Below are 23,141 nucleotides of genomic sequence, written 5' to 3'. Positions count from 1 at the left end.
GGGTGATCCCGTACGCCGCGTCCGGCCGCGTCCCGTACGCCGTGTCCCGTCGCGTCCTGTGCGCCACTCCGGGCGCGTCCCGTACGCCGCGTCCGGTCACGCCCGGTCGTGCCCGGTATGGCGCTACAACAGCCCCTTGCGCGTCAGATGGTTGAAGAACAGCCACCCCGGGAGCACCGGGAGCCACAGCGTCAGGAGGCGGTACAGCAGCACCGCGGGCGCCGCCACGTCCTTGGGGACGCCCACCGCGATGAGGCCGAACGTGAGCGTCGCCTCGACCGCGCCGACGCCGCCGGGCGTGGGCGCCGCCGAGCCGAGGGCGTTGCCCGCGAGGAAGACCACGGCGACGCTGGCGAGGCTCAGGGTGCCCATCTCCTGGCTGGCGAACGCCCGCACGGACGCGTCCAGGCACAGGACGAAGAAGAACGTCAGGAGCAGCATCCCGCCGATGCCGGTGAGCAGCTTCTGCGGGCGCTGGAGCACGTCCAGCATGCGCGGCACGACGCCCGCGAACAGCGACCGCACGCGCGTGACGACGAACTTCCGCAGGAAGGGGATGGCGGTCACCACGAGGACGAGGACCGCGACCGAGAGCAGGCCCGCGATGACCGTGCGGGACGGCGTCAGGGTGGGCGTCTTCTGGGTGCCCGTCACATAGCCGAAGACGAGCAGCAGGATGATGTGCGCGCCCAGCCCGAACAGCTGCGAGGCGCCGACGCTCGCCACCGCGAGCCCGGACCGCACTCCGGAGCGCTGGAGGAACCGGGTGTTCAGCGCCACGCCGCCCACCGCGGCGGGCGCCACGATCTTCACGAACGACCCGGCGACCTGCGCCGCCACCGCCCGCAGGAACGGCACCCGCTCCGGTACGAAGCCGAGCAGGCTCATCGCGGCGGCGAAGTAACTCAGCGCGGAGAACGCCACGGCCGCGGCGACCCAGCCCCACTCGGCCTCCTCGACGATGGTGCCGAAGTCGACGTGGGTGAGCTGCGACAGCAGGAAGTACGCGCCGAAGGCACCGGCGATGAAGCTGATGAGCGTGCGCGGCCTGATGCGTTCGAGCTGCGCCGGTTCGACGGGCGCGGTCGGGCGGATCAGCAGCACCTGGTGGCGGATCTGGCTGAGCAGGTCCTCCTCGCGGGCCTGCTCCAGGGCCTCGTCTATGGCCTGCTTCTCGGCCTGCCGCTCCGCGCGCGCGGCCTTGCGGGCCGCCGCCGCGTCCTTGCCGTCGGCCGTCTCCTCGGCCTCGCCGCGCGCCAGCTTCGCCCTGCGGGACGCCTCCAGGACCGCCTCGCGCTCCCGCTCGGCGCGCTCCCGGGCCCGCTTGCGCAGCGCCCCGCGCGTGGAGCGGGTCAGGGCGATCGGCTGGAGCAGCGGCAGGCAGTCCGCCACCACGTCCGGGCCGAGCACGTCGACGGCCGTGGCCACCGCGCGCTCCGCGCCGACCCGCAGGCCGAACGCGGTCAGGAGCTGCGCGATGTCCATGCGCAGGACCAGGTCACCGGCGGCGATCTCGCCGCCGCGCAGATCCGTCAGGATCACCGTGCCGGAACGATCCACCAGGATCGCGTCGCCCGCCAGCCTGCGGTGTGCGATGCGCCGCGACTGGAGCGCCTTCACCTGCCGCCAGGTGTCGCGCAGCAGGCCGTCGGTGAGCGCCGTGTCCGGCAGCGAGTCGAGGCTGCGGCCGCCCGTGTGCTCGTAGACCAGGATCACCGCGTCCGGGCCCAGCTCGGAGGTGGCGATCAGCTTGGGCGCGTTGGCGCCCGCCGCGATCGCCGCGTACGCGAGCAGCGCCTCCTGCTCCAGCGCCTGGCGCAGCGACTGGAGGCTGCGCCGGGTGGTGATGCTGCGCAGCGTGAGCCTGCGCCACACGCGGTAGAAGAAGCCCTGCGCCTGCTGCTCGCGGTCGATGACCGTGACGTCCAGGGGCGGGCCGTCCTCCAGGGTGACGAAGTAGCGCCTGCCGCGGTCGCCCTGGTCGGGGGCGTCGGCGGAGTCCTCGCGGGCCGCGCTCACCGGCCGGAAGCCGACGTGCCTGAGGCCCGCGAGCAGCGTCTGGCCGGTGGGCTGCACGTTGGGCGAGCCGACCGCGTACAGCGTGCCGTACGCCACGGTCCAGCCGATCAGGACCGTCAGGATGATCGAGAACGGCGTGGTGTTGCCCGAGACCAGCATCGTGAAGGCTTCGAGCAGCAGCACCACGAGCAGCACGACGCGCCAGCGCGGCCTGCGCGACATGCCCACGGCCGTCATGTACGCGATGACGGGGGCGAGATAGCCGTGCACCGGGTCGGTCAGCGAGTTGACGTCCCCCGGGGAGGGCTGGGTCAGGGCGTCCTGGATGGACTCGGGCGCGCCTCTGGCCACCCACAGGTCGGTGGCCAGCGTCACGCCGTGCGCGAGGACGGCGGCGAGGACGCCGTCGGCGATGCGCAGCCCGTCGCGTTTGATCAGGCGTTCGATCGCGAACGCCACGGGCACGAGCAGCACGCCGATGCTCGCGGTGAGCCCCGACAGTTTCATCAGCAGGTCCGGCGGTGAGCCGGTGCCCGCGTTGATGTCCTGTTCCAGGCCGGACGTCGTGCCGTGCGCGAACGCGGAGATGGCGAGCAGGACGGCGATCGCGAGGATGCCGACGAGCAGCCGCATCAGGTCGGAGGGCCGGTGCACGCGCGCGGGCAGCAGCGGCTCGTCGCCCTCGACGCGCTCGGCGTGCGCCTCGTCGCCGTCGACGCAGTCGGGGCCGTGGCTGTGGTCGTGGTCGTGGCTGTGGTCGTGGTCGTCGGCTGCTTCGGGGGGCCGGAGCCTTCGGGGGCGCTGGGGGCGTCGTGGTCTGCTGGGCCGGTCCGGCCGGGCTGGCGGCTCTGGTCAGCCTGGCCGGTTTGGTCGGTCTGCGCGATCCGGTCGGTCCCGTGGGCCTGGTCGGTCTGGTCGGTCCCGTCGGCCTGGTCGCGGTGGTCGTCCTGGTCGGTCCGGTCGCGGTGGTCGGCCTGGTCGTTCTCGTCGCGATGCGGGGTCTCGGAGTCGGCGCGGGCCGGGCGCGCGTCCTGGGACGAGCGTCGCTTTTCGGACCGGGAGCGCCGCCGGGCGGACCGGCGGGAGGGCCGCTGCTGGGCCTGCTCCTCGGACCGTGGGGTCTGTTCGTCGGTGGCCGGGCGTGACGTGTCGGCAGAGGTGCCAGCCGTCTTCTCGGAATGCACGCTCTGCTGCTCCGTCGCCTCTTCTTGATCTCGTATCACCAGTCACCGCCCGCACGATGGTGGCATGCCACGTCCCCGACAGGGGGCATCAGGGGGCGATGCGGGGGCGCAAAACGGTCACGATTTGCCAGTTCGGACGCGTGTGTAGCGGCGTACGTACGCTCTGTGGCCGCCCCGTCGGGGTGTCGGAGCCATGCGGCAGGATGGTCCGGATGAGCGAGGAGAGCCGACCGACGCACGAGTTGCCGGAGTACGCGGAGCGGGTCCTTGAGGTCACGGAGCTGATTCCGCCGGGCCGGGTGATGACCTACGGAGACGTCGCGGAGTGGCTTGAAGAGGGCGGACCGAGACAGGTCGGCCGGGTGATGGCCCTCTACGGAGACGTGGTGCCGTGGTGGCGCGTGGTCCGCGCGGACGGACGCCTCCTGCCGGGCCACGAACTGCGCGCCCTCGCCGCGTACCGCTCCGAGGGCACGCCCCTGAAGGAGGCGGGCCGGGCGGCGGAGGGGCACGTGCCGCGCCTGGACATGCGCAGGGCGCGCTGGGACGGGGTTGGCGCCGTGACGGGTGACGCCGTGGCGGGTGGCGCTGGGGGCGGCGGGCGCGTGGGCGACGGTGACGAGCGCGCGGAGGACGTCGGCGGGGAGGACGTCGGAGGGGAGCGCGGCGGGCGCCGGGCCGGGAGCGGCGGCGCGCGTGGCGGGCGCGGGGGGCGCGGCGGTCGCGCGGGCGGCAGGGGCGGCGGCCCGCAGGCTCCGGGGGCTCACACCTGACAGCTTCCGCCATCGCGCCGCGCGGGGGCGGGCCGGTGGCCCGTACGGGGGAAGCCGCACGCCCCACGCGTTCGCTGGCGTAGCGTCGACTGCACGCATGCACACCTACTCCGCGGCTGCCCCGCAGCCGCACTCGGACCAGTACACCCTTCAGGACCGGCGACCACGTGAGCTCCACTCCATCCGTTCAGCACACCCGGCCCCTGTCGTACCAGCGCGTACGGCAGGGAGCCTCGGGTGCCTATCGACTGGTGCGTACCCCACCGGTCGCCGCGGATCCTCCTGAACTGGACGCACGGCAGCGTGCGGTGGTTGACCACGTGGGCGGTCCGCTGCTCGTTCTCGCAGGTCCGGGCACCGGCAAGACCACGACGCTGGTCGAGTCGGTGGCCGCGCGCATCGCCAAGGGCACCGACCCCGAGCGCGTCCTGGTGCTCACGTTCAGCCGCAGGGCGGCCGTGGAGCTGCGCGACCGGATGGCGCACCGCATAGGCGCCGCCGACGCCCCGCAGGCGACCACGTTCCACTCCTTCTGCTACGCCCTCGTCCGCGCCCACCAGGACGCCGACCTGTTCGTCGAGCCGCTGCGCCTGCTCTCGGGTCCCGAGCAGGACGTCGCCGTGCGCGAGCTGCTCGCGGGCCAGGCCGACCTCGGGCAGGAGGGCCTCGCCCGGGTCCGCTGGCCGGACGAGCTGCGGGCCTGCCTGACGACGCGCGGCTTCGCCGACGAGGTGCGCGCCGTCCTCGCCCGCAGCCGCGAGCTGGGCCTCGCCCCGGCCGCGCTGGACGACTTCGCCCGGTGCGGCGGCCGCCCCGACTGGCGCGCGGCGGCGGCCTTCCTCGCCGAGTACCTCGACGTCCTCGACCTCCAGGGGGTGCTCGACTACGCCGAGCTGGTGCACCGCGCGGTGCTGCTCGCGCGCCGCCCCGAGGTGACGCGGGCGCTCGCCGCGCAGTACGACGCCGTCTTCGTGGACGAGTACCAGGACACGGACCCCGCACAGGTGCGGCTGCTGCGCGCCCTCGCGGGCGGCGGGCGCGACCTCGTCGCCTTCGGAGACCCCGACCAGTCGATCTACGCCTTCCGGGGCGCCGATGTGAACGGCATCCTCCGCTTCCCGGCGGACTTCCCGTGCCGGGACGGAAGCCCGGCGCCGGTCGAGGTCCTGACGACGTCCCGGCGCTCCGGCGCCCAGCTCCTCGCGGCCACCCGGCTGCTGGCCCGGCGCATGCCCCTGACCCGGCTCCCCGCGGATAAGGTCCGGGCCCACCGGGAGCTGACGGCGGCCCTGGACGGCGGCCGCGTCGACGTCCGTACGTACCCCACCGCCGGTGCGGAGCTGGACAACATCGCGGACATCCTGCGCCGCGCGCACCTGGAGGACGGCGTCCCCTGGAGCGAGATGGCCGTCCTCGTGCGCGCGGGCGCCCGCACCATCCCGTCCGTCCGCCGCGCGCTCACCGCCGCGGGCGTCCCCCTGGACATAGACGGCGACGACATCGCCCTGCGCCACGAACCCGCGGTCACGGCCCTCCTGACGGCGCTTCGCGCGGTGGCCACGGCGGAGCTGGGGGAGGGGCCGGAAAGGGGCGAGCCGCAGGCGCCTCCGGAGGGGGCGCCTTCATCGGAGGGGGCGCCTTCATCGGAGGGGGCGGCCCCTTCGGAGGTGGCGCCTTCTTCGGAGGGGGCGGCCTCTTCGGAGGTGGCGCCTTCATCGGAGGGGGCGGTTTCCTCAGCGGACCCGGCCTCTTCGGAGGAGACGGGATCCGACGCGACCGCCGGGGACGTCGCGGACGTCGCTACGGAGGACGGGACGACCGCCGGGGACGGCGTGACCGTCGCTACGGAGACCCCCGCCCAGGGCACCCCCTCCCCGGTCACCCCCGCCCAGGACACCCCCACCCAGATCACCGCCCCCGCCTGGCTCGACACCGAGACGGCCCTCACCCTGCTCACCTCCCCGCTCGCGGGTATGGACGCCGCTGACCTGCGCCGCCTCGGCCGCGCCCTGCGCGAGGAGGAGCGCGCCGGGGGCAACCCCCTTCCGCCCCCCTCCGACGTGCTGCTCGCCCGCGCGCTCGCCGAGCCCGAGCGGCTCGCCGCGCACGACCCGTCGTACGCGCAGGGCGCCCAGCGCCTCGGCAAGCTGCTGCGCGCGGCGCGCCGGTGCCTCGCCGACGGCGGCACCGCCGAGCAGGCCCTGTGGGAGCTGTGGAGCGGCACCCCCTGGCCCCGGCGCCTGGAGGGCGCGGCACGGCGCGGGGGCGCCGCGGCCCGCAACGCCGACCGGGACCTCGACGCGGTGTGCGCCCTGTTCGCGACCGCCGCCCGCGCGGAGGAGCGCACCGGCGGCCGGGGCGCGCTCAACTTCCTGGCGGAGATCGAGGCGCAGGACATCGCCGCGGACACGCTCACGCGCCGGGCGGTGCGCCCCGACGCCGTACGCCTGATGACGGCGCACCGCTCCAAGGGCCTGGAGTGGCGGCTCGTCGTGGTCGCCGGGGTGCAGGAGGGACTGTGGCCGGACCTGCGCCGCCGCGGCTCCCTCCTGGAGGCCGACCGCATCGGGCGCGACGGCATCGCCGAACCCCTCACCCCGGGGGCGCTGCTCGCCGAGGAGCGCCGCCTGTTCTACGTGGCCGCCACCCGCGCGCGGGAGCGGCTGGTCGTCACCGCGGTGAAGGCCCCCGCCGACGACGGCGACCAGCCGTCCCGCTTCCTCACCGAACTCGGCGTCGAACCCAAGGACGTCACGGGCCGCCCGCGCCGCCCCCTGTCGGTCTCCGCGCTGGTCGCGGAGTTGCGGGCCACCACGGTCGACCCGCGTGCCTCGGACGCGCTGCGCGAGGCCGCCGCCCAGCGCCTGGCCCGCCTGGCCGGGCTCAGCGACTCCGACGGGCGCCCCTTGGTGCCGTCCGCGCACCCGCAGCGCTGGTGGGGCGTGTTCGAGCCGACGGCGAGCGCCGTGCCCCTGAGGGACCGCGACAAGCCGGTCGTCCTGTCCGGCAGCGCCCTGGACCAGCTCGCCAACACCTGCGCCCTCCAGTGGTTCCTGGGGCGCGAGGTGAAGGCCGACGCGCCCGCGACCGCGGCCCAGGGCTTCGGCAACGTCGTGCACGTCCTCGCCGACGAGGTCGCCTCTGGCCGCACCCCCGCCGACCTCGACGTGCTCATGGAGCGCCTGGAGTCGGTGTGGGACGCGCTCGCCTTCGACGCCCCCTGGAAGTCGGACCAGGAGAAGGAGCACGCGCGCGTGGCGCTCGAACGCTTCCTCCAGTGGCACGTCAGCGGCGCCCACGCGGGCCGCACCCCCGTCGCCAGTGAGCACGACTTCGACGTGACCCTCGAAGCGGGCCCCTACGAAGTGCGGGTCCGCGGCTCCATGGACCGCGTCGAGCGCGACGGCGAAGGCCGCGCCTACGTAGTGGACTTCAAGACCGGCAAGCAGGCCCCGACCGCCGCCGAGGTCCACCGCCATCCGCAGCTCGCCGTCTACCAGCTCGCCGTGCGCGAGGGCGCCGCCGACGACGTCTTCGACGGCGTACGCCCCGACGTGGGCGGCGCGGAACTGGTGCACCTGCGCCAGGGCGCCGCCCAGAAGGACGGAGGTGACGCCCTGCCGAAGGTCCAGTCCCAGCAGCCGCTGGACGGCGACTGGATCGGCGACCTCCTGGCCACCGCAGCGGGCAAGGTCCTCGACGAGCGCTTCACCCCCGCCACGGGCCAGCACTGCACCCACTGCGCCTTCCGCGCCTCCTGCAGCGCCCTCCCGGAGGGCCGCCACGTCGTGGAGTGACCCCGCGCGCCACCGCGCCTGACGGTGGCCAACGTCACGTCCCGCTCCCTCCGCGCATACCACTGGCGGAGTCCATCTAAAGTCTCGGTAAACCTGAACGTCTTCCCTAGGAGAAACACCATGGCAGCCAACCGGAAGCTCCTGGCAGCGGCAGCCGCCTGCGCCGCCGCCGTCATCGGCATCACGGGCTGCGGCAGCGACGACGGCGACAAGGACCCCTTCGAGGGCATGAGCGCCGACAAGATCGCCAAGAAGGCCGTGGACGCCTCGAAGGGGGCGGGCTCCTTCAAGGTCTCCGGCCAGGGCGAGGAAGACGGCAAGCAGGTCCAGATCGACTTCGCGGTCGCCAAGTCCGGCGACTGCCAGGGCAAGACCGGCTCCGCCGCGCAGGGCAGCGGCGAGATCGTCGTGGTCGACAAGACGTCGTACTTCAAGGGCGACGAGAAGTTCTGGCAGAACACCGGCAGCGCCCAGATGGGCAAGAAGCTCAAGGGCCGCTGGATGAAGTCCCCGGGCGGCAAGGACAGCGAGACCTGCGACAAGGACGAGATGTTCAACTCCGCGAAGCTCAAGGGGCTCAAGCGGGAGAAGGACGCCGAGGTCGACGGCGAGAAGGCGGCCGTCCTCACCAAGAAGACCGGCAAGAAGCGGTTCACGTACTACGTCGCGATGGACGGCAAGCCGTACTTCCTGCGCATCGAGGAGAAGAGCGACGAGTCGACCAAGATGACCTTCAGCGACTACGGCACCTCCATCACCGTGAAGGCCCCGCCCGCTGACCAGGTCGTCGACGAGAAGGACCTGGAGGACCTGCTCGGCGGCTGACGCCGACGCGCCTGACGCGGCGGTCACCGGCATCCGGTTCCGTCCCGGCTGTCAGTGGCCGCCGCTAGCCTCTCTGACGTGTCCTCCCGCCTCACCGACCCCGAAGAGCTCAAGACGCTCCTGGGGATCCCGTTCACCCCGGAGCAGACGGCCTGCATCACCGCGCCGCCCGCCCCGCAGGTGATCGTGGCCGGTGCCGGGTCGGGCAAGACGACGGTGATGGCCGCGCGCGTGGTGTGGCTGGTCGGCACCGGCCAGGTCGCCCCGGAGCAGGTCCTCGGCCTGACGTTCACGAACAAGGCGGCGGGCGAGCTGGCGGACCGCGTCCGCCGGGCGCTGATCAAGGCGGGCGTCACGGACCCCGACCCGGCCGACCCCGACGACACCCCGGGCGAGCCGGTCATCTCGACGTACCACGCCTTCGCCGGGCGTCTGCTGACCGACCACGGTCTGCGCATCGGCCTGGAGCCCACCACGCGGCTGCTCGCCGACGCCACGCGCTTCCAGCTCGCCGCCCGCGTCCTGCGCGAGGCCCCCGGCCCGTATCCGGCGCTGACCCGCTCGTTCCCCGACCTCGTCAGCGACCTCCTCGCCCTCGACGGCGAGCTGGCCGAGCACCTCGTGGAGCCCGGCAGGCTGCGCGCGTACGACACCGAGCTGCTGCGCACCCTGGCGGGCGCCAAGCTCTCCAACGCCGACCTGCGCAAGGTCCCCGAGACGGCGGCGGCCCGCATCGAGCTGGCCGGGCTGGTCGAGCGGTACCGGGACGCGAAGCGCGCCCGCGACCTGCTCGACTTCGGCGACCAGATCGCCCACTCCGCGACGCTCGCCCGCTCCCGCGCGGAGGTCGGCCGCATCCTGCGCGAGGAGTTCCGCGTCGTCCTCCTCGACGAGTACCAGGACACGTCGGTGGCCCAGCGCATCCTCCTGGCGGGCCTCTTCGGAGGCGGCACCGGCCACCCCGTGACCGCGGTCGGCGACCCCTGCCAGGCCATCTACGGCTGGCGCGGCGCCTCCGTCGCCAACCTGGACGACTTCCCGCACCACTTCGCGGACGCCGACGGCCGCCCCGCCGCGCGCTACGCCCTCAGCGAGAACCGCCGCAGCGGCGGCCGCCTCCTCGACCTCGCCAACGGCCTGGCGGCGCCCCTGCGCGCCCTGCACACGGGCGTGGAAGCCCTGCGGCCCGCCCCCGGTGCCGAGCGCGACGGCACGGTGCGCTGCGCCCTGCTGCGCACCCACAGCGAGGAGATCGACTGGATCGCCGACTCCCTCGCCCACCTCGTGCGCACCGGCACGCCCCCCGGGGAGATCGCCGTCCTGTGCCGCACGGCGACGGACTTCGCCGAGATCCAGGGCGCGCTCGTCGCCCGCGACGTCCCGGTCGAGGTCGTCGGCCTCTCCGGGCTGCTGCACCTGCCCGAGGTCGCCGACCTCGTCGCCGTCTGCGAGGTGCTCCAGGACCCGGGCGCCAACGCCTCCCTGGTGCGCCTGCTCAGCGGCCCCCGCTGGCGCGTCGGCCCCCGCGACCTCGCCCTCCTGGGGCGCCGGGCCCGCCTCCTGGTACGGCACGGCCCCACCGACGCTCCGGAGGACCCCGACCGGCGCCTCGCCGAAGCCGTCGAGGGCGTCGACCCGTCCGAGGTGATATCGCTCGCCGACGCGCTCGACACGTTCCTGGAGACGCCGCTCGACGCCTCCTCCGTAGACGACGGTCTGCCGTTCTCCGCGGAGGCGCGCGTCCGCTTCGCGCACCTCGCCAGGGAACTGCGCGACCTGCGCCGCTCGCTCGCCGACCCGCTGATGGACGTCCTGCACCGCGTGCTCGCCGTCACCGGCCTCGACGTCGAGCTGGCCGCGTCCCCGCACGCCCTCGCCGCCCGCCGCCGCGAGACCCTGTCGAACTTCCTGGACGTCGCCGCGTCCTTCGCCGCCCACGACCCCTCCGCGTCCCTCCTCGCCTTCCTCGGGTTCCTGCGCACCGCCGCGCAGTACGAGAAGGGCCTCGACAACGCCCTGCCGGGCGGCGAGAACACGGTGAAGGTGCTCACCGCCCACAAGTCCAAGGGCCTGGAGTGGGACGTCGTCGCCGTGCCCGGCCTGGTCACCGGCACCTTCCCCAGCGCCCAGGGCCGCGAGAAGTGGACGTCCCAGGCCCGGGTCGTCCCGCACGCGCTGCGCGGCGACGCGGACACGCTCCCCGACGTCGAGGAGTGGGACACCAAGGGCCTGCGCGCCTTCCAGACCGCCATGAAGGAGCACCAGCGCACCGAAGAGCTGCGCCTGGGCTACGTGACGTTCACGCGCCCGCGCAGCCTCCTGCTCGGCTCCGGCCACTGGTGGGGCCCCACCCAGAAGAAGCCCCGCGGCCCCTCGGACTTCCTGACGGCGCTGTACGAGCACTGCGCCGCCGGACACGGCGAGATCGAGGCCTGGGCCGACGCTCCGGAGGACGGCGAGGAGAACCCGGCGCTGCGCGAGAGGACCGCCGACCACGCCTGGCCGCTGCCGCTCGACCCCGAGTCCCTGGCCCGCCGCCGCGCCGCCGCCGACACGGTCCTGGCCCACCTGGACCGCCTCACGGCACCCGGCGCCCGCTCCCACGAGGAGCCCCACCCCGCGGCTCCCGCGAACACGGCGCACGACACCCCGGCGTACGACACCCCGGCGTACGGCTCCGCGACGTACGACACCGCCGCGTACGCCGACGCTGAGCACCCTGACTGGCCGCCCCCGCCGGACGACGACGAGCCCTACGCCGACCCCGAGGCGGCCAGCGGCGAAGACCCGGGGGACTGGGACTCGTGGACCACACAGCGCCCGCGGCTGCCGCACCCCGCTCCGGAGGCGGACCCCGCCCACGCGCACGCGCACCCCGGGGACGACCCGCACCCCGAGCCCGCGCGCCGCCGGGACGACCTGGCCCCCGAGAGCGTCCGGCGCCCGGACGACCCGGCGCACGAGACGGTTCCGCACGCCCGCGCGCCGCAACCACCCGCGCCCCACCGCCCCCCGGGGGAGGAGCCCCACCACACCCCAGAGGAGCCCCACCGCACCCCGGAGGAACACCCCGCCCTCACTCCGGAGGAGACCCGCACCCTCGCCTCCTGGGACCGCGACCTGGACGCCCTTACCGAGGAGCTGCTGCGCGCCCGCGAAGGCGTCCGGGACGTGCCCCTGCCGACCACGCTCACCGCCTCGCAGCTGCTGCGCCTGGCCGCCGACCCGGACGGCCTCGCCCAGGAGCTGGCCCGCCCCATGCCGCGCCCGCCCCAGCCCGCGGCCCGCCGCGGCACCCGCTTCCACGCGTGGATCGAGGCCCGCTTCGAAGAGCTGCGCCTGCCGATGCTCGACCCGGACGAACTGCCCGGCGGCGGCCCCGGGGAGGCCGAGATCGCCGACGAGCGGGACCTGGAGGCGCTCAAGGAGGCCTTCGAGCGCACGGAGTACGCCCACCGCACGCCCTACCGCGTCGAGGCACCCTTCCAGCTGGCGCTCGCGGGCCGCGTCATCAGGGGCCGTATGGACGCCGTCTACCGGCTCGCGGACGGCGACGGCGTCGCGTACGAGATCGTCGACTGGAAGACCGGCCGCACCCAGCAGGGGGACCCGCTCCAGCTCGCCGTCTACCGCCTGGCCTGGGCCGAGCAGCAGGGCGTGCCCCTGGAGTCGGTCACGGCCGCCTTCCTGTACGTCCGCAGCGGCGACGTCGTCCGCCCGGCGAACCTGCCGGGCCGCGCGGCGCTCGAACGGATCCTGCGGGGTGACGCGGACGACACGGCCGCCGCGGACGGCGCGGCGGGCGCAGGCGACGGCGCCCGCGCCCACGGTGACGCCCACCGGCCCGGGGGCGAGCAGCCGCCCGGCCGGAGCACCCCCGTGGGCCGATAGGCTCAGGAGCATGAGCAAGCCCGTCAGCAGCGCTGCCACCGATGCCAGCGCCGTCAGCGCCGTGCGCGCGTACGTCGACGCCCACCGCGCCGCCTTCCTCGACGACCTCGCCGAGTGGCTGCGCATCCCGTCCGTCTCGGCGCAGCCCGAGCACGCGGACGACGTACGCCGCAGCGCCGACTGGCTCGCCGCGCACCTGAAGGCGACCGGCTTCCCCACCGCCGAGGTGTGGCGGACGCCGGGCGCCCCCGCCGTCTTCGCCGAGTGGCCGTCCGACGACCCGGGAGCGCCCACGGTCCTGGTCTACGGCCACCACGACGTGCAGCCCGCCGCCCGCGAGGACGGCTGGGACACCGACCCCTTCGAGCCGGTCGTGCGCGGCGACCGCCTGCACGCGCGCGGCGCGGCCGACGACAAGGGGCAGGTGTTCTTCCACACACTCGGCGTGCGCGCCCACCTCGCCGCGACCGGCCGCGGCGCCCCGGCCGTGCACCTGAAGCTGCTCGTCGAGGGCGAGGAGGAGTCCGGCTCACCGCACTTCCGGGACCTCGTCGAGCAGCACAGGGAGCGCCTCGCGGCCGACGCCGTCATCGTCTCGGACACCGGCATGTGGTCCCGGGACACCCCCACCGTCTGCACGGGCATGCGGGGCGTCGCCGACTGCGAGATCGAACTGCGCGGGCCGGACCAGGACATCCACTCCGGCTCCTTCGGAGGGGCCGTGCCCAACCCGGCCACCGCCGTGGGCCGCCTCGTCGCCGCCCTGCACGACGAGCACGCGCGCGTGGCGATACCCGGCTTCTACGAAGGCGTGACCGAACTCACCGACCGAGAGCGCGAGCTGTTCGCGGAGCTGCCCTTCGACGAGGCCGAGTGGCTGCGCACGGCCGCTTCGTACGCCCCCTACGGAGAGGCGGGGTACACCACCCTGGAGCGGGTCTGGGCCCGCCCGACGGCCGAGGTCAACGGCATCGGCGGCGGCTACCAGGGCGCGGGCGGCAAGACGATCATCCCGGCGAGCGCCATGCTGAAGCTCTCGTTCCGGCTGGTCGCGGGCCAGGACCCGGACCGGATCGAGGCCTCCGTCCGCGCGTGGGTGGCCGACCAGGTCCCCGCCGGAATCCGCCACACCATCACCTTCGGCGCCCCGACGCGCCCCTGTCTGACCCCGCTCGACCACCCCGCGCTCCAGTCCGTCGCCCGCGCCATGGGCCGCGCCTTCGAGCAGGAGGTCCGCTTCACCCGCGAGGGCGGCTCGGGCCCGGCGGCCGACCTCCAGGACGTCCTGAAGGCGCCCGTGCTGTTCCTCGGCGTCTCCATCCCGTCGGACGGCTGGCACGCCCCGAACGAGAAGGTCGATCTTGACCTGCTCCTCAAGGGCGCCGAGACCACCGCCTACCTGTGGACCGACCTCGCGGAGCACTGGCGCGACACAGACTGAAGGCAGACTGAACGCACCCGCGCGCCCCGCAGGGCCCCGAGCCGCCCCGCCCGCCCCACCGGGCCCCGTACGCCGCGAACCGACCCGCTAGCCGCACCCACGCTCACCGAACCACCCATTCCACCGGGGGAGTTGGAAGCACCAGTGACCACCTGGACCGACCGCGCCGCTGACCGTCCCGTCTCGCTCACCGCGCCGAGCGGCATCGACCGCGCGGCCCACCACCGTCTCGACGAGGCCTGGCTCGCCGCCGCGTGGAGCCACCCCACGACACGGGTCTTCGTGGTCTCCGGCGGCCAGGTCCTCATCGACGAGACGCCCGACGGCCGCACCGAACTGGTGATGACCCCCACCTTCGAAGCGCCCCTCACGGAGGCCCACCGCTACTTCCTGGGCACCGACGAGGACGGCGTGAGCTACTTCGCGCTCCAGAAGGACAGCCTCCCCGGCCGCATGGACGCCTCCGCCCGCGCCGCCGGGCTGCGCGAGGCGGGCCTGCTCCTGTCGCCGCGCGACGCGGGCCTCATGGTGCACGCCGTCGCCCTGGAGAACTGGCAGCGCATGCACCGCTTCTGCTCGCGCTGCGGCGAGCGCACCGTCATCGCGGCCGCCGGGCACATCCGCCGCTGCCAGGCCTGCGGCGCCGAGCACTACCCGCGCACCGACCCGGCCGTGATCATGCTCGTGACGGACGAGAAGGACCGCGCGCTCCTCGGCCGCCAGGTGCACTGGCCCGAGGGCCGCTTCTCGACCCTCGCGGGCTTCGTGGAGCCGGGGGAGTCCATCGAGCAGTCCGTGCGCCGCGAGGTCTGGGAGGAGGCGGGCGTCACCGTCGGCGACGTGGAGTACGTCGCCAGCCAGCCCTGGCCCTTCCCGTCCAGCCTGATGCTCGGCTTCATGGCGCGGGCCACGTCGTCGGAGATCAACGTGGACGGCGAGGAGATCCACGAGGCGCGCTGGTTCTCCCGCGACGACCTCCGGGCGGCCTTCGCCTCCGGAGAGGTGCTGCCGCCCTTCGGCATCTCCATCGCGGCCCGCCTGATCGAGCTGTGGTACGGCGAGCCGCTGCCGAAGCCCGGCACGCCCGCCTGACCCCGGGGCTCCGGGACGGCCCGGGTGTCCCGGGCACCCCGGGCACCCCCGGGCACGACGAAGCCCCCGGCCGGTGCCGGGGGCCCGCGTGCCGTGGGCGTGGCTCAGGCGGCCATGGCCTGCTTGACCTGGGCCAGCGACGGGTTCGTCATCACCGACTCCGTACCGGCCTCGGAGACCACGAGGACCGTGGGCACCGTCTGGTTCCCGCCGTTCGCCTTCTCGACGAAGGCCGCGGACTCCGGGTCCTGCTCGATGTTGATCTCGTTGTACGCGATGCCCTCGCGGTCCATCTGGCTCTTCAGCCTGCGGCAGTAGCCGCACCACGTGGTGCTGTACATCGTCACGGTGCCCGGCATGTCTCTCGTGCTCCTTCGCGGCTCGGGGTGCGTCCTCGCACTGACACGAACGTACGTGACCTGGCCACCATTCCCGCATTAGTACGACTAACGCTGCTCCCCTGTGGACAACCGGCTCACCCGCCTCGCCAGACCTGGCAGCATGGCGGGGTGACAGCAGCAACGCACTCCACCCTGTTCCCGCAGGCCCCTGACTCGGCCGACGCGGTGCTCGACGGGCTCGACCCGGAGCAGCGCGAGGTCGCCACGGCCCTGCACGGACCGGTCTGCGTGCTCGCGGGCGCGGGCACGGGCAAGACCCGCGCCATCACGCACCGGATCGCCTACGGGGTCCGCGCGGGCATCCTCCCGCCCGCCAGCGTGCTCGCCGTCACCTTCACCAACCGCGCCGCGGGCGAGATGCGCGGCCGCCTGCGCCAGCTCGGCGCCCACGGCGTCCAGGCGCGCACGTTCCACTCGGCGGCCCTGCGCCAGCTCCAGTACTTCTGGCCGAAGGCCGTCGGCGGCCCGCTGCCCCGCCTCGTCGAGCGCAAGATCCAGCTCGTCGCCGACGCCGCGGCCGCCTGCCGCGTCCGCCTCGACCGGAACGAGCTGCGCGATGTCACCGGCGAGATCGAGTGGTCCAAGGTCACCCAGACCGTCCCCGCGGACTACGCCGCCGCGGCCGCCAAGGCGGGCCGCGAAGCCCCCCGCGACCCCGCCGAGATCTCCCAGCTCTACGCCGCGTACGAGGACCTCAAGCGCGACCGCTCCGTCATCGACTTCGAGGACGTGCTGCTGCTCGCCGTCGGCATCCTTCAGGACCGCCACGACATCGCCGAGCAGGTCCGTTCCCAGTACCAGCACTTCGTGGTCGACGAGTACCAGGACGTCAGCCCCCTCCAGCAGCGCCTCCTGGAGCTGTGGCTCGGCGACCGCGACACCCTGTGCGTGGTCGGCGACGCCAGCCAGACGATCTACTCCTTCACCGGCGCCACCCCCGACCACCTCCTGGACTTCCGCACCCGCCACCCGGGCGCCACGGTCGTCAAGCTCGTCCGCGACTACCGCTCCACCCCCCAGGTCGTCCACCTCGCCAACGGCCTGCTCGCCCAGGCCAGCGGCCGCGCCGCCGACCACCGCCTCCAGCTCGTCTCCCAGCGCGACCCCGGCGCCGAGCCGGTCTACACGGAGTACGCCGACGAGCCCGCCGAAGCCGAAGGCACCGCCCACCGCATCCGCGCCCTGCTCGCCGAGGGCGTCCCGGCCAGCGAGATCGCCGTCCTGTTCCGTACGAACTCCCAGTCGGAGCTCTACGAACAGGCCCTGGCCGACGCGGGCATCCCCTACCAGCTCCGCGGCGCCGAGCGCTTCTTCGAGCGCACCGAGGTGCGCGAGGCCGGAGCCGCCCTGCGCGGCGCCGCCCGCTTCGGCGCCAACGACTCCCTCCTGGACGACGTGGTCGACCTGCCCTCACAGGTCAGAGCCGTCCTTTCCACCAAGGGCTGGACGACCGAGCCCCCGCGGGCTCCGGCGCCGTCCGCGAGCGCTGGGAGTCCCTGGCCGCCCTGGTGCGCCTCGCCGAGGACTTCGCCCGGGCCCGCCCCGAGGCCACCCTCGCCGACCTGGTCGCCGAGCTGGACGAGCGCGCCGCCGCCCAGCACGCCCCGACCGTCCAGGGCGTCACCCTGGCGTCCCTGCACGCCGCGAAGGGCCTGGAGTGGGACGCCGTGTTCCTGGTGGGCCTGGCCGAGGGCATGATGCCGATCGCCTACGCCAAGACCGACGAGCAGGTCGAGGAGGAGCGCCGCCTCCTCTATGTGGGCGTGACCCGCGCCCGCGTCCACCTCCACCTGTCCTGGGCCGTGTCCCGCTCGCCGGGCGGCCGCCCCAACCGCCGGGCGACCCGGTTCCTCGACGGACTGCGCCCCGGCTCCGGCGCGGCCGCGGGCCGTCGCCCGGCGGGCGGCGCCGGAGGCATCGAGCGGGGCACGGGCACGGTCGGCGGCCCCGGCGCCGCGGTCGCCCGCCGTAGCAGACGCACACCGGCCCGCTGCCGGGTCTGCGGGCGGACGCTCACCGAGGCGGGTGAGATGAAGCTCATGCGCTGCGACGACTGCCCGTCCGACATGGACGAGGGGCTGTACGAGCGGCTGCGGGAGTGGCGGGCGGTCCAGGCCGGACGCATGGGGCAGCCCGCGTTCTGCGTCTTCACGGACAAGACGCTGGTCGCGATCGCTGAGGCCGTGCCCGAGGAGGAGGGCGAGCTTGCCCGCATCCCCGGCGTCGGCCTGCGCAAGCTCCGCCGCTTCGGCGCCGACGTCCTGGCCATCTGCGCAGGTCAGGACGTTACCGAAGACGACGACAGCGACTGATTCAAACTCGTCGAAAAAATAGTTTGCGCATGCGCCAGCAATCCCCATAGGTTCTTAAGCACGGAAACAGCGGCTTCTCCGAAGCCCTGGTTCCGTGCTGTACTTAATAGTCCGCAGGTCCGGTTCCGGCCGGTCCCCTAGACGCCGAGAGGAGGCGATTCCAGTGATCAGCACCAACAAGAGCTTCATCCGCACCGCCAAACTGGCCGATCGCTCGATCGTCGCCTCCTGCCTGCTCGGCCTCTCGAACCCGGGCACCGGTCTGTCCGTCGGCAGCGCCGCCGTGCGTCCTGGTGCCTCCCTGTCCCTCGCCGGTCTGCCGATCCGTGAGGGCAATGAGCGACCGACCAAGGCACCGGCAGCAGTAGTGACGGCACAGGCGCAGGCCTATGCCTTCGCGGCAGCCGGTGCCGGATTCCGGAAGCAGACGACGCAGCACCACACGATGTGGGCCTTCCGTGGGCTCGAACCCTGGAGTGATCCAGCCTGATCTCGATCAGGCCGGCGCCTTCAGGGCCGCGGAACCCCACCCGGGATCCGCGGCCCTTCTGTTTTCCCTGAAACAGGGAGACGGAGCGAAGGGGTCACAGCACGACCCGGTACCAGCCGCCAGCCGGCCGACCAGGCCGGAACGACCAGACGAGGAAGAACACCACCGTGCAACTCGAAGCGCACGCCCCGTCCGTACCGCCTTCAGAGACCACGCCGCCGCCCGCACCCACGGAGGACCCGACCTTGACCCCCCTCACCGCGCTCACCGCGCTCGACGACGCCATCGAGAACCTCGGCGTACCCGTCCCCTGCCGCGCCTACGACCCGGAGGTCTTCTTCGCCGAGTCGCCCGCGGACGTCGAGTACGCCAAGTCCCTGTGCCGGACCTGCCCGCTCATGGAGGCCTGCCTGGCCGGTGCCAAGGAGCGGCGTGAGCCCTGGGGCGTCTGGGGCGGCGAGCTGTTCGTCCAGGGAGTGGTCGTAGCCCGCAAGCGGCCGCGTGGCCGTCCGCGGAAGAACCCGGTAGTGGCATGAGCACCGCCGGAACGATCGACCGACCCATGACGCACGACCCGAAGAAGCAGGCCCCGATGAAGGCACCCACCAGCGAACCCACCGGCTTCGCGACCCCGGACTTCACCACGAACGGCGTGACCCGCTCGCGCCAGAACAGGACCCGAGAAATGCAACTCATCCCAGAAGCCCTGGCCCGTGCGCATATGCACGAGCGTCTGCGTGAGGCCGAGCAGGAGCGCCCGGCCCTCCGCCTGATCGCGGCCCGCCGCATGCAGCGCCGCGCCGAGCGCGCGTCGCTCCGTGCCCGCCGCGCCCTGGCGATGGCGGTCATGCAGTAGCCGAACGGCGCGGCCGACGGCGACGCACGACCCACGCAGTAGGGAAGCTCCCGATGAGCTTCCCGACGACACCCCGCGGGGGCCGGTCCGAACGGACCGGCCCCCGCGGTGCGTTGTGCCCGCCGATCGTCCGGCGACGACGATAAGGTCACCGGGTGGACCAGCAGTCTTCCCCACCCGCGGACGCCGCGGCCCCCACGGACGCCGAGAACGCCGGGAGCGATGGGAACCTCGTGTGCTCCTGCTGCGGCGCCGTCGCCGACGGCCAGCCCCCCACCTGGACCTGCTCCGTCGAGAACGGCGTCCGCCGCTACTTCTGCGACACCTGCGCGCGCGACAACATCCGCGCGATCGAGGGCCGCCTCGACTCGGCCTGGTGGTGAGCCCCGCCGCTCACCCGGCTACGCTTCCGCCGCCCCCAGCGCCTCGTCCTGTGCCCCCTCGTCCTCGACGCCGCCGTCCGCCGCCTCCTCCTCCGGCAGGAATCCGGGCACCCACGCCTCCATCTCGGCCCGCATGCGCACGGTCGCGCCCAACTGGCACAGGACACCGATCGTGCTGAGCGTCACGCGGTGGATCAGGAGGTACGACGGCGGCAGGTTCAGCCGCTTGCCCAACTGGTAGGCGGGGGAGCGGGGGTCGGCCACCCGCGCCGCCTGGCTGCGCATCCAGCCCCGCGCGAAGGTGAACTCCTCCGCCAGCGCGGGCTCGATGATCGGCAGCAGATAGTCGAGCACCGCCTCCGGCTCCAGCTCGACGGACTCCTTGACGAAGCCCTCCTCGCAGAGCATGTCGTACACCGCGTCGGCCTCGCCCTCCACGGTCATGCGCAGTGCGTGGCCGATGGTCGGGGGCAGCCCGCCGGGCAGCCGGTCCACCGTGCCGAAGTCCAGGACGCCGAGCCGCCAGGTGTCCATGTCCCCGGGCTCGCCGGACTCTCCGGGGGCGCCGGGCAGCAGCCGGAAGTTGCCCGGGTGCGGGTCCGCGTGCAGCAGGCCCGTGCGGGCCGGGCCGGAGAACAGGAACCGCGTCAGGAGCTGACCGGCCCGGTCCCGCTGCTCCTGGGTGCCGTCGGCGATCACCTCCGACAGCGGCACCCCGTCGATCCACTCCGTGACCAGGACCTGGTCGCACTGGTGCACCACGTCGGGGACCACCACGTCCGGGTCGTCCGCGAACTCCCGGGCGTGCTCGCGCTGGGCCTGGGCCTCCAGGCCGTAGTCCAACTCCTCGGAGACGCGGTCGCGCAGCTCCGCGATGAGGGGCTTGATGTCCATGCCCGGGATCAGCGGCCCCAGGACCCGGGCGAAGCGGCCCAGTTGGTTCAGGTCCGAAAGCAGCGCCTCGCCCGCGCCCGGGTACTGGACCTTCACCGCCACGTCGCGCCCGTCCTGCCACACAGCCCGGTGCACCTGGCCGATCGACGCCGCCGCCGCGGGCTTGTCCTCGAACTCCAGGAACAACTCGCGCCAGTCGGCGCCGAGCCGCTCCGCCAGCACCGCGTGCACGGTGCTGGTCGGCATCGGCGGCGCCGCCTCCTGGAGCTTCGTCAGCGCGGCGCGATAGGGCCCCGCGACCTCCTCCGGGAGCGCCGACTCGAAGACGGACAGCGCCTGCCCGAACTTCATGGCGCCGCCCTTCAACTCGCCCAGCACCTTGAACAGCTGCTCCGCCGTGCGCTGTTGCAACTCGCGTCCGACGAGTTCCGCCGACTTGCCCCCGATCCGTTTGCCGAGCCCCCAGGTCGCGCGGCCCGCGATGCCGAGCGGCAGCGCGGCCAGTTTGGCGGTACGGGTGACCGCCTTCCGGGGAAGATCAGACATGCGCCCCTCCAAGTCCCAGGCAGCCGCGCCTTGTCAGGCGGTTACCCGGACATTGTCTCGTGCGGCACTTGATCCACGGAGGTCCGCTCCCCCTTTCGTTGCTCATTCGCCCGACAAGGGCACCGCGGGTGGGCGGGCGTGCGCTGCGTCCGCCACTGGTATCCGGGCGTGGACGTCAGCCAGCGGGTGTCCGTCAGGGCCGGTTCGGCGCCGTCGAGGAAGGCCAGGGCGTGCGCCGCGGCGAGCCCCGCCACCGTGGTCGACAGGGCCAGGTCACAGGCGGGCACATGGCGCTGGCGACCCGAGTGCCACTGCGCCAGCATGCGGGGCCAGGCCGCGTCCTCGTCCGACTGGTGCAGGGCGAGGCAGCCCGCGCAGGCCGTCACTCCCGGCAGGACCAGCGGGCCCACCACTCCGGTGCCCTCGATCACGCCCGCGTACAGATGGGGCGTCCCGGCGGCGACGAACTGCTCGGCGGTGGCGGGCGCCGGGGCGAAGGCGTCGAGGCCGTCGCGCGGGGTGAGGACGACCAGGGACAGAGGGCGTTCGCCGTCCTGCCCGCCCTCGGGGTGGCGCGGCGGTCGGCCCGGCGCCGCCCGACGCACGGCCCGGCGCGCGGCGGCGTCCCTGCGCTGCCCGACGGACTCGGCGGGCAGCCCGCCCGGGGCGACGTCCCACGGCTCGACGCAGCCCCCGTCCATCACGTCGACCTGCCCGATCCCGGCCCCGGACAGGACCGAGGCGACCAGGGCCCCCACCCGGCCGGTGCCCCGCACCCGCACGCGTGTGGCCCGGCGGGCGGCCACCTTGCGGATGCCGTCGGACGGCTGGGGCATCACCGTCGACAGGGCGGCGAGGTCGGGGCGCAGCCGGTCCAGGGTGTCCGCGCGGGTCCGCAGGGCGTCGGCCGCCGGGCCGCCGCCGGTGGCGTCGTCGAGCAGCCCGGCGTCGGCGAGGCGGCGCAGCAGCCCGTCCACATGCCCGTCCGGCAGGCCCATCCTGCGGCCCTCCGCACGCAGCAGCGGCAGTCCGCGGGTGCCGTCGAGGAGGGTGAGGAAGCTGCCCGTCGCCGTGTCGACCGGGGCGAGCACCCGGGCGTGCGCGGGCGCCACTCCGAACTGCACGGTGTTCAGGTCGCGCCAGCCGCGGCGCAGCGTGGGCTTGAGAATCGGATGCATGGTCGCCCCCCCGTGTCGTGCCCGCCCGGGTGCGAGCGGGCTTGTCCCCTGGTCGTGCTGGCCGATTGCCGTGCGCGGGACTGCCCGCACGGCTGCTCACATGGCCGCCCCGCAAGGCTGCCCGCACGGCCGCCCGCACGGCCGCCTGCAAGGCTGCGTACACGGCCGCCCGCACGGCGGGCCCGTCGGCGTCCGGTCAGCCCGGCCAGCTCGATCGATTCCGAGCATGCCCGGTCCGGCCGACGCCTGCGTCGCGTTATCCACAGGCGTCGAGTACTTGTCGTACTAATCCGCCTCGGCGGCTGCCCGGGGGGTGGATCCCCGCCGAACCGTCCCGGAGGCGGGACTTCCCCTATGCCAAGCGGGTAACGTCAAGGCGTGCCCGCCGACTCGTCCCCGGGCTTCACTGGGGAGACCCCACTGCACCGCGCCGGAAGTCCACAGCGCACCGCGACCGGCCCGCCCTCGGCCGGTACGGCGGCGAGCCCGGTCGAAGTGCGGCGGAGCGCCCGTCGGCGCAGGACGGTCTCGGCGTACCGGGAGGGCGACCGCACCGTCGTCCTCATCCCCGCCCGCATGTCCGAGGCGGAGGAGCGCCGCTGGGTGAACGTGATGCTCGACAAGCTGGCGGCGCAGGAGAGCAAGCGGGTCCTCGGCGACAGTGAGCTGGCCGAGCGGGCGAGCCGCCTCTCGGAGCAGTTCTTCGACGGCCGGGCGCGGCCGTCCTCCGTGCGCTGGGTCACGAACCAGAACACCCGTTGGGGGTCGTGCACGCCGTCGGAGGGCAGCATCCGCCTGTCGCACCGGTTGCAGGGCATGCCGGAGTACGTGGTGGACTACGTCCTCGTCCACGAGCTGGCCCACCTTCTGGTCCCCGGTCACGGGCCCCGCTTCTGGCGGCTGCTGGAGGCGTATCCGCGTACGGAGCGCGCCCGGGGCTATCTCGAAGGGGTGGTGGCCGCCGAGCGGCTGCCGCATCTGCCCGCGGCCCGCGAGGAGTGAGCCGCGGGCCCCGCGGCCGGGCCGGGGCGGGGCCGCCCCGGCGGGCGCGGGGGCGCG

15 protein-coding genes and 2 pseudogenes are annotated in these 23,141 nt (G+C 74.1%); 13 read left to right on the top strand and 4 right to left on the bottom strand.

Translation table 11 applies throughout. The features are described from left to right. Positions 1-123 precede the first annotated feature (123 nt). Positions 124-2,652: a lysylphosphatidylglycerol synthase transmembrane domain-containing protein gene (locus tag ACOBQU_RS13215; protein WP_423634441.1), complete on the bottom strand. Its 2,529-nt coding sequence runs from the start codon at positions 2,650-2,652 to the stop codon at positions 124-126. A 179-nt stretch (positions 2,653-2,831) separates the two neighbouring features. Here ACOBQU_RS13215 and ACOBQU_RS13210 point away from each other — a divergent pair, with 179 nt between their 5' ends. The 7 genes and pseudogenes from ACOBQU_RS13210 to nudC all read left to right on the top strand — a co-directional run bounded on the left by ACOBQU_RS13210 (position 2,832) and on the right by nudC (position 15,022). Continuing rightward, positions 2,832-3,164: a hypothetical protein gene (locus tag ACOBQU_RS13210; RefSeq protein WP_423626859.1), complete on the top strand. Its 333-nt coding sequence runs from the start codon at positions 2,832-2,834 to the stop codon at positions 3,162-3,164. A gap of 251 nt (positions 3,165-3,415) precedes the next feature. Continuing rightward, positions 3,416-3,772 (top strand): annotated as a pseudogene (locus ACOBQU_RS13205) (MGMT family protein); the annotation flags it as partial. A gap of 512 nt (positions 3,773-4,284) precedes the next feature. Next, complete coding sequence (locus tag ACOBQU_RS13200; RefSeq protein WP_423626857.1) at positions 4,285-7,773, top strand: UvrD-helicase domain-containing protein; 3,489 nt, start codon at positions 4,285-4,287, stop codon at positions 7,771-7,773. A gap of 120 nt (positions 7,774-7,893) precedes the next feature. Beyond that, positions 7,894-8,598 (top strand): hypothetical protein, encoded by a 705-nt coding sequence (locus ACOBQU_RS13195; RefSeq protein ID WP_423626855.1) that lies wholly within the window; start codon positions 7,894-7,896, stop codon positions 8,596-8,598. 78 nt (positions 8,599-8,676) lie between these two features. Continuing rightward, on the top strand, positions 8,677-12,489 hold the full coding sequence (locus ACOBQU_RS13190; RefSeq protein ID WP_423626853.1) for a UvrD-helicase domain-containing protein: 3,813 nt from the start codon (positions 8,677-8,679) through the stop codon (positions 12,487-12,489). A gap of 10 nt (positions 12,490-12,499) precedes the next feature. After that, positions 12,500-13,930: a dipeptidase gene (locus ACOBQU_RS13185; RefSeq protein WP_423626851.1), complete on the top strand. Its 1,431-nt coding sequence runs from the start codon at positions 12,500-12,502 to the stop codon at positions 13,928-13,930. 144 nt (positions 13,931-14,074) lie between these two features. Then, positions 14,075-15,022, top strand: coding sequence for an NAD(+) diphosphatase (nudC, locus tag ACOBQU_RS13180; protein WP_423626849.1), 948 nt, complete (start codon positions 14,075-14,077; stop codon positions 15,020-15,022). A gap of 104 nt (positions 15,023-15,126) precedes the next feature. On the opposite strand, the gene ACOBQU_RS13175 is transcribed toward nudC, so the two are convergent. After that, entirely contained in the window at positions 15,127-15,381 is a 255-nt protein-coding gene (locus tag ACOBQU_RS13175) for a mycoredoxin (RefSeq protein WP_423626848.1), read from the bottom strand. A gap of 150 nt (positions 15,382-15,531) precedes the next feature. On the opposite strand from ACOBQU_RS13175, the pseudogene ACOBQU_RS13170 reads away from it, so the two are divergent. From ACOBQU_RS13170 to ACOBQU_RS13150, 5 genes and pseudogenes are all read left to right on the top strand, one after another. After that, positions 15,532-17,735 (top strand): annotated as a pseudogene (locus ACOBQU_RS13170) (ATP-dependent DNA helicase UvrD2). Positions 17,736-17,898: 163 nt separating this feature from the next. After that, positions 17,899-18,225 carry a hypothetical protein gene (locus ACOBQU_RS13165; RefSeq protein ID WP_423626847.1) on the top strand — a complete coding sequence of 109 codons (327 nt, stop codon included), beginning with the start codon at positions 17,899-17,901 and terminating at the stop codon, positions 18,223-18,225. 167 nt (positions 18,226-18,392) lie between these two features. Next, positions 18,393-18,761, top strand: a complete 369-nt coding sequence (locus tag ACOBQU_RS13160; RefSeq protein WP_423626846.1) for a WhiB family transcriptional regulator — start codon at positions 18,393-18,395, stop codon at positions 18,759-18,761. Next, positions 18,758-19,081, top strand: coding sequence for a hypothetical protein (locus ACOBQU_RS13155; RefSeq protein WP_423626844.1), 324 nt, complete (start codon positions 18,758-18,760; stop codon positions 19,079-19,081). The genes ACOBQU_RS13160 and ACOBQU_RS13155 overlap by 4 nt, the downstream gene beginning before the upstream one ends. Before the next feature lie 155 nt (positions 19,082-19,236). Beyond that, positions 19,237-19,464: a hypothetical protein gene (locus tag ACOBQU_RS13150; RefSeq protein WP_423626843.1), complete on the top strand. Its 228-nt coding sequence runs from the start codon at positions 19,237-19,239 to the stop codon at positions 19,462-19,464. Positions 19,465-19,482: 18 nt separating this feature from the next. Here ACOBQU_RS13150 and ACOBQU_RS13145 read toward each other — a convergent pair whose 3' ends face one another. After that, the gene (locus ACOBQU_RS13145) at positions 19,483-20,904 is read right to left on the bottom strand and encodes an ABC1 kinase family protein (protein ID WP_423626841.1); all 1,422 of its coding nucleotides are present in this window, start codon (positions 20,902-20,904) and stop codon (positions 19,483-19,485) included. Between the two features lie 41 nt (positions 20,905-20,945). Then, positions 20,946-22,082 carry a ThiF family adenylyltransferase gene (locus ACOBQU_RS13140; RefSeq protein WP_423626839.1) on the bottom strand — a complete coding sequence of 379 codons (1,137 nt, stop codon included), beginning with the start codon at positions 22,080-22,082 and terminating at the stop codon, positions 20,946-20,948. A gap of 378 nt (positions 22,083-22,460) precedes the next feature. On the opposite strand from ACOBQU_RS13140, the gene ACOBQU_RS13135 reads away from it, so the two are divergent. Next, complete coding sequence (locus ACOBQU_RS13135) at positions 22,461-23,084, top strand: M48 family metallopeptidase (RefSeq protein ID WP_423626837.1); 624 nt, start codon at positions 22,461-22,463, stop codon at positions 23,082-23,084. Positions 23,085-23,141 lie beyond the last annotated feature (57 nt).

Source organism: Streptomyces sp. G45 (genome assembly GCF_049542095.1).
GTDB lineage: Bacteria > Actinomycetota > Actinomycetes > Streptomycetales > Streptomycetaceae > Streptomyces.
Note: the sequence above shows the minus strand (reverse complement) of the source record. Positions and strands in the feature narration are given on the sequence as shown.

Coding starts and splice junctions, on each gene's coding strand:
- ACOBQU_RS13215 (WP_423634441.1), bottom strand. CDS start 2,652: ATGCGGCTGCTCGTCGGCATCCTCGCGATCGCCGTCCTGCTCGCCATC.
- ACOBQU_RS13195 (WP_423626855.1), top strand. CDS start 7,894: ATGGCAGCCAACCGGAAGCTCCTGGCAGCGGCAGCCGCCTGCGCCGCC.
- ACOBQU_RS13185 (WP_423626851.1), top strand. CDS start 12,500: ATGAGCAAGCCCGTCAGCAGCGCTGCCACCGATGCCAGCGCCGTCAGC.
- ACOBQU_RS13175 (WP_423626848.1), bottom strand. CDS start 15,381: ATGCCGGGCACCGTGACGATGTACAGCACCACGTGGTGCGGCTACTGC.
- ACOBQU_RS13155 (WP_423626844.1), top strand. CDS start 18,758: ATGAGCACCGCCGGAACGATCGACCGACCCATGACGCACGACCCGAAG.
- ACOBQU_RS13145 (WP_423626841.1), bottom strand. CDS start 20,904: ATGTCTGATCTTCCCCGGAAGGCGGTCACCCGTACCGCCAAACTGGCC.
- ACOBQU_RS13140 (WP_423626839.1), bottom strand. CDS start 22,082: ATGCATCCGATTCTCAAGCCCACGCTGCGCCGCGGCTGGCGCGACCTG.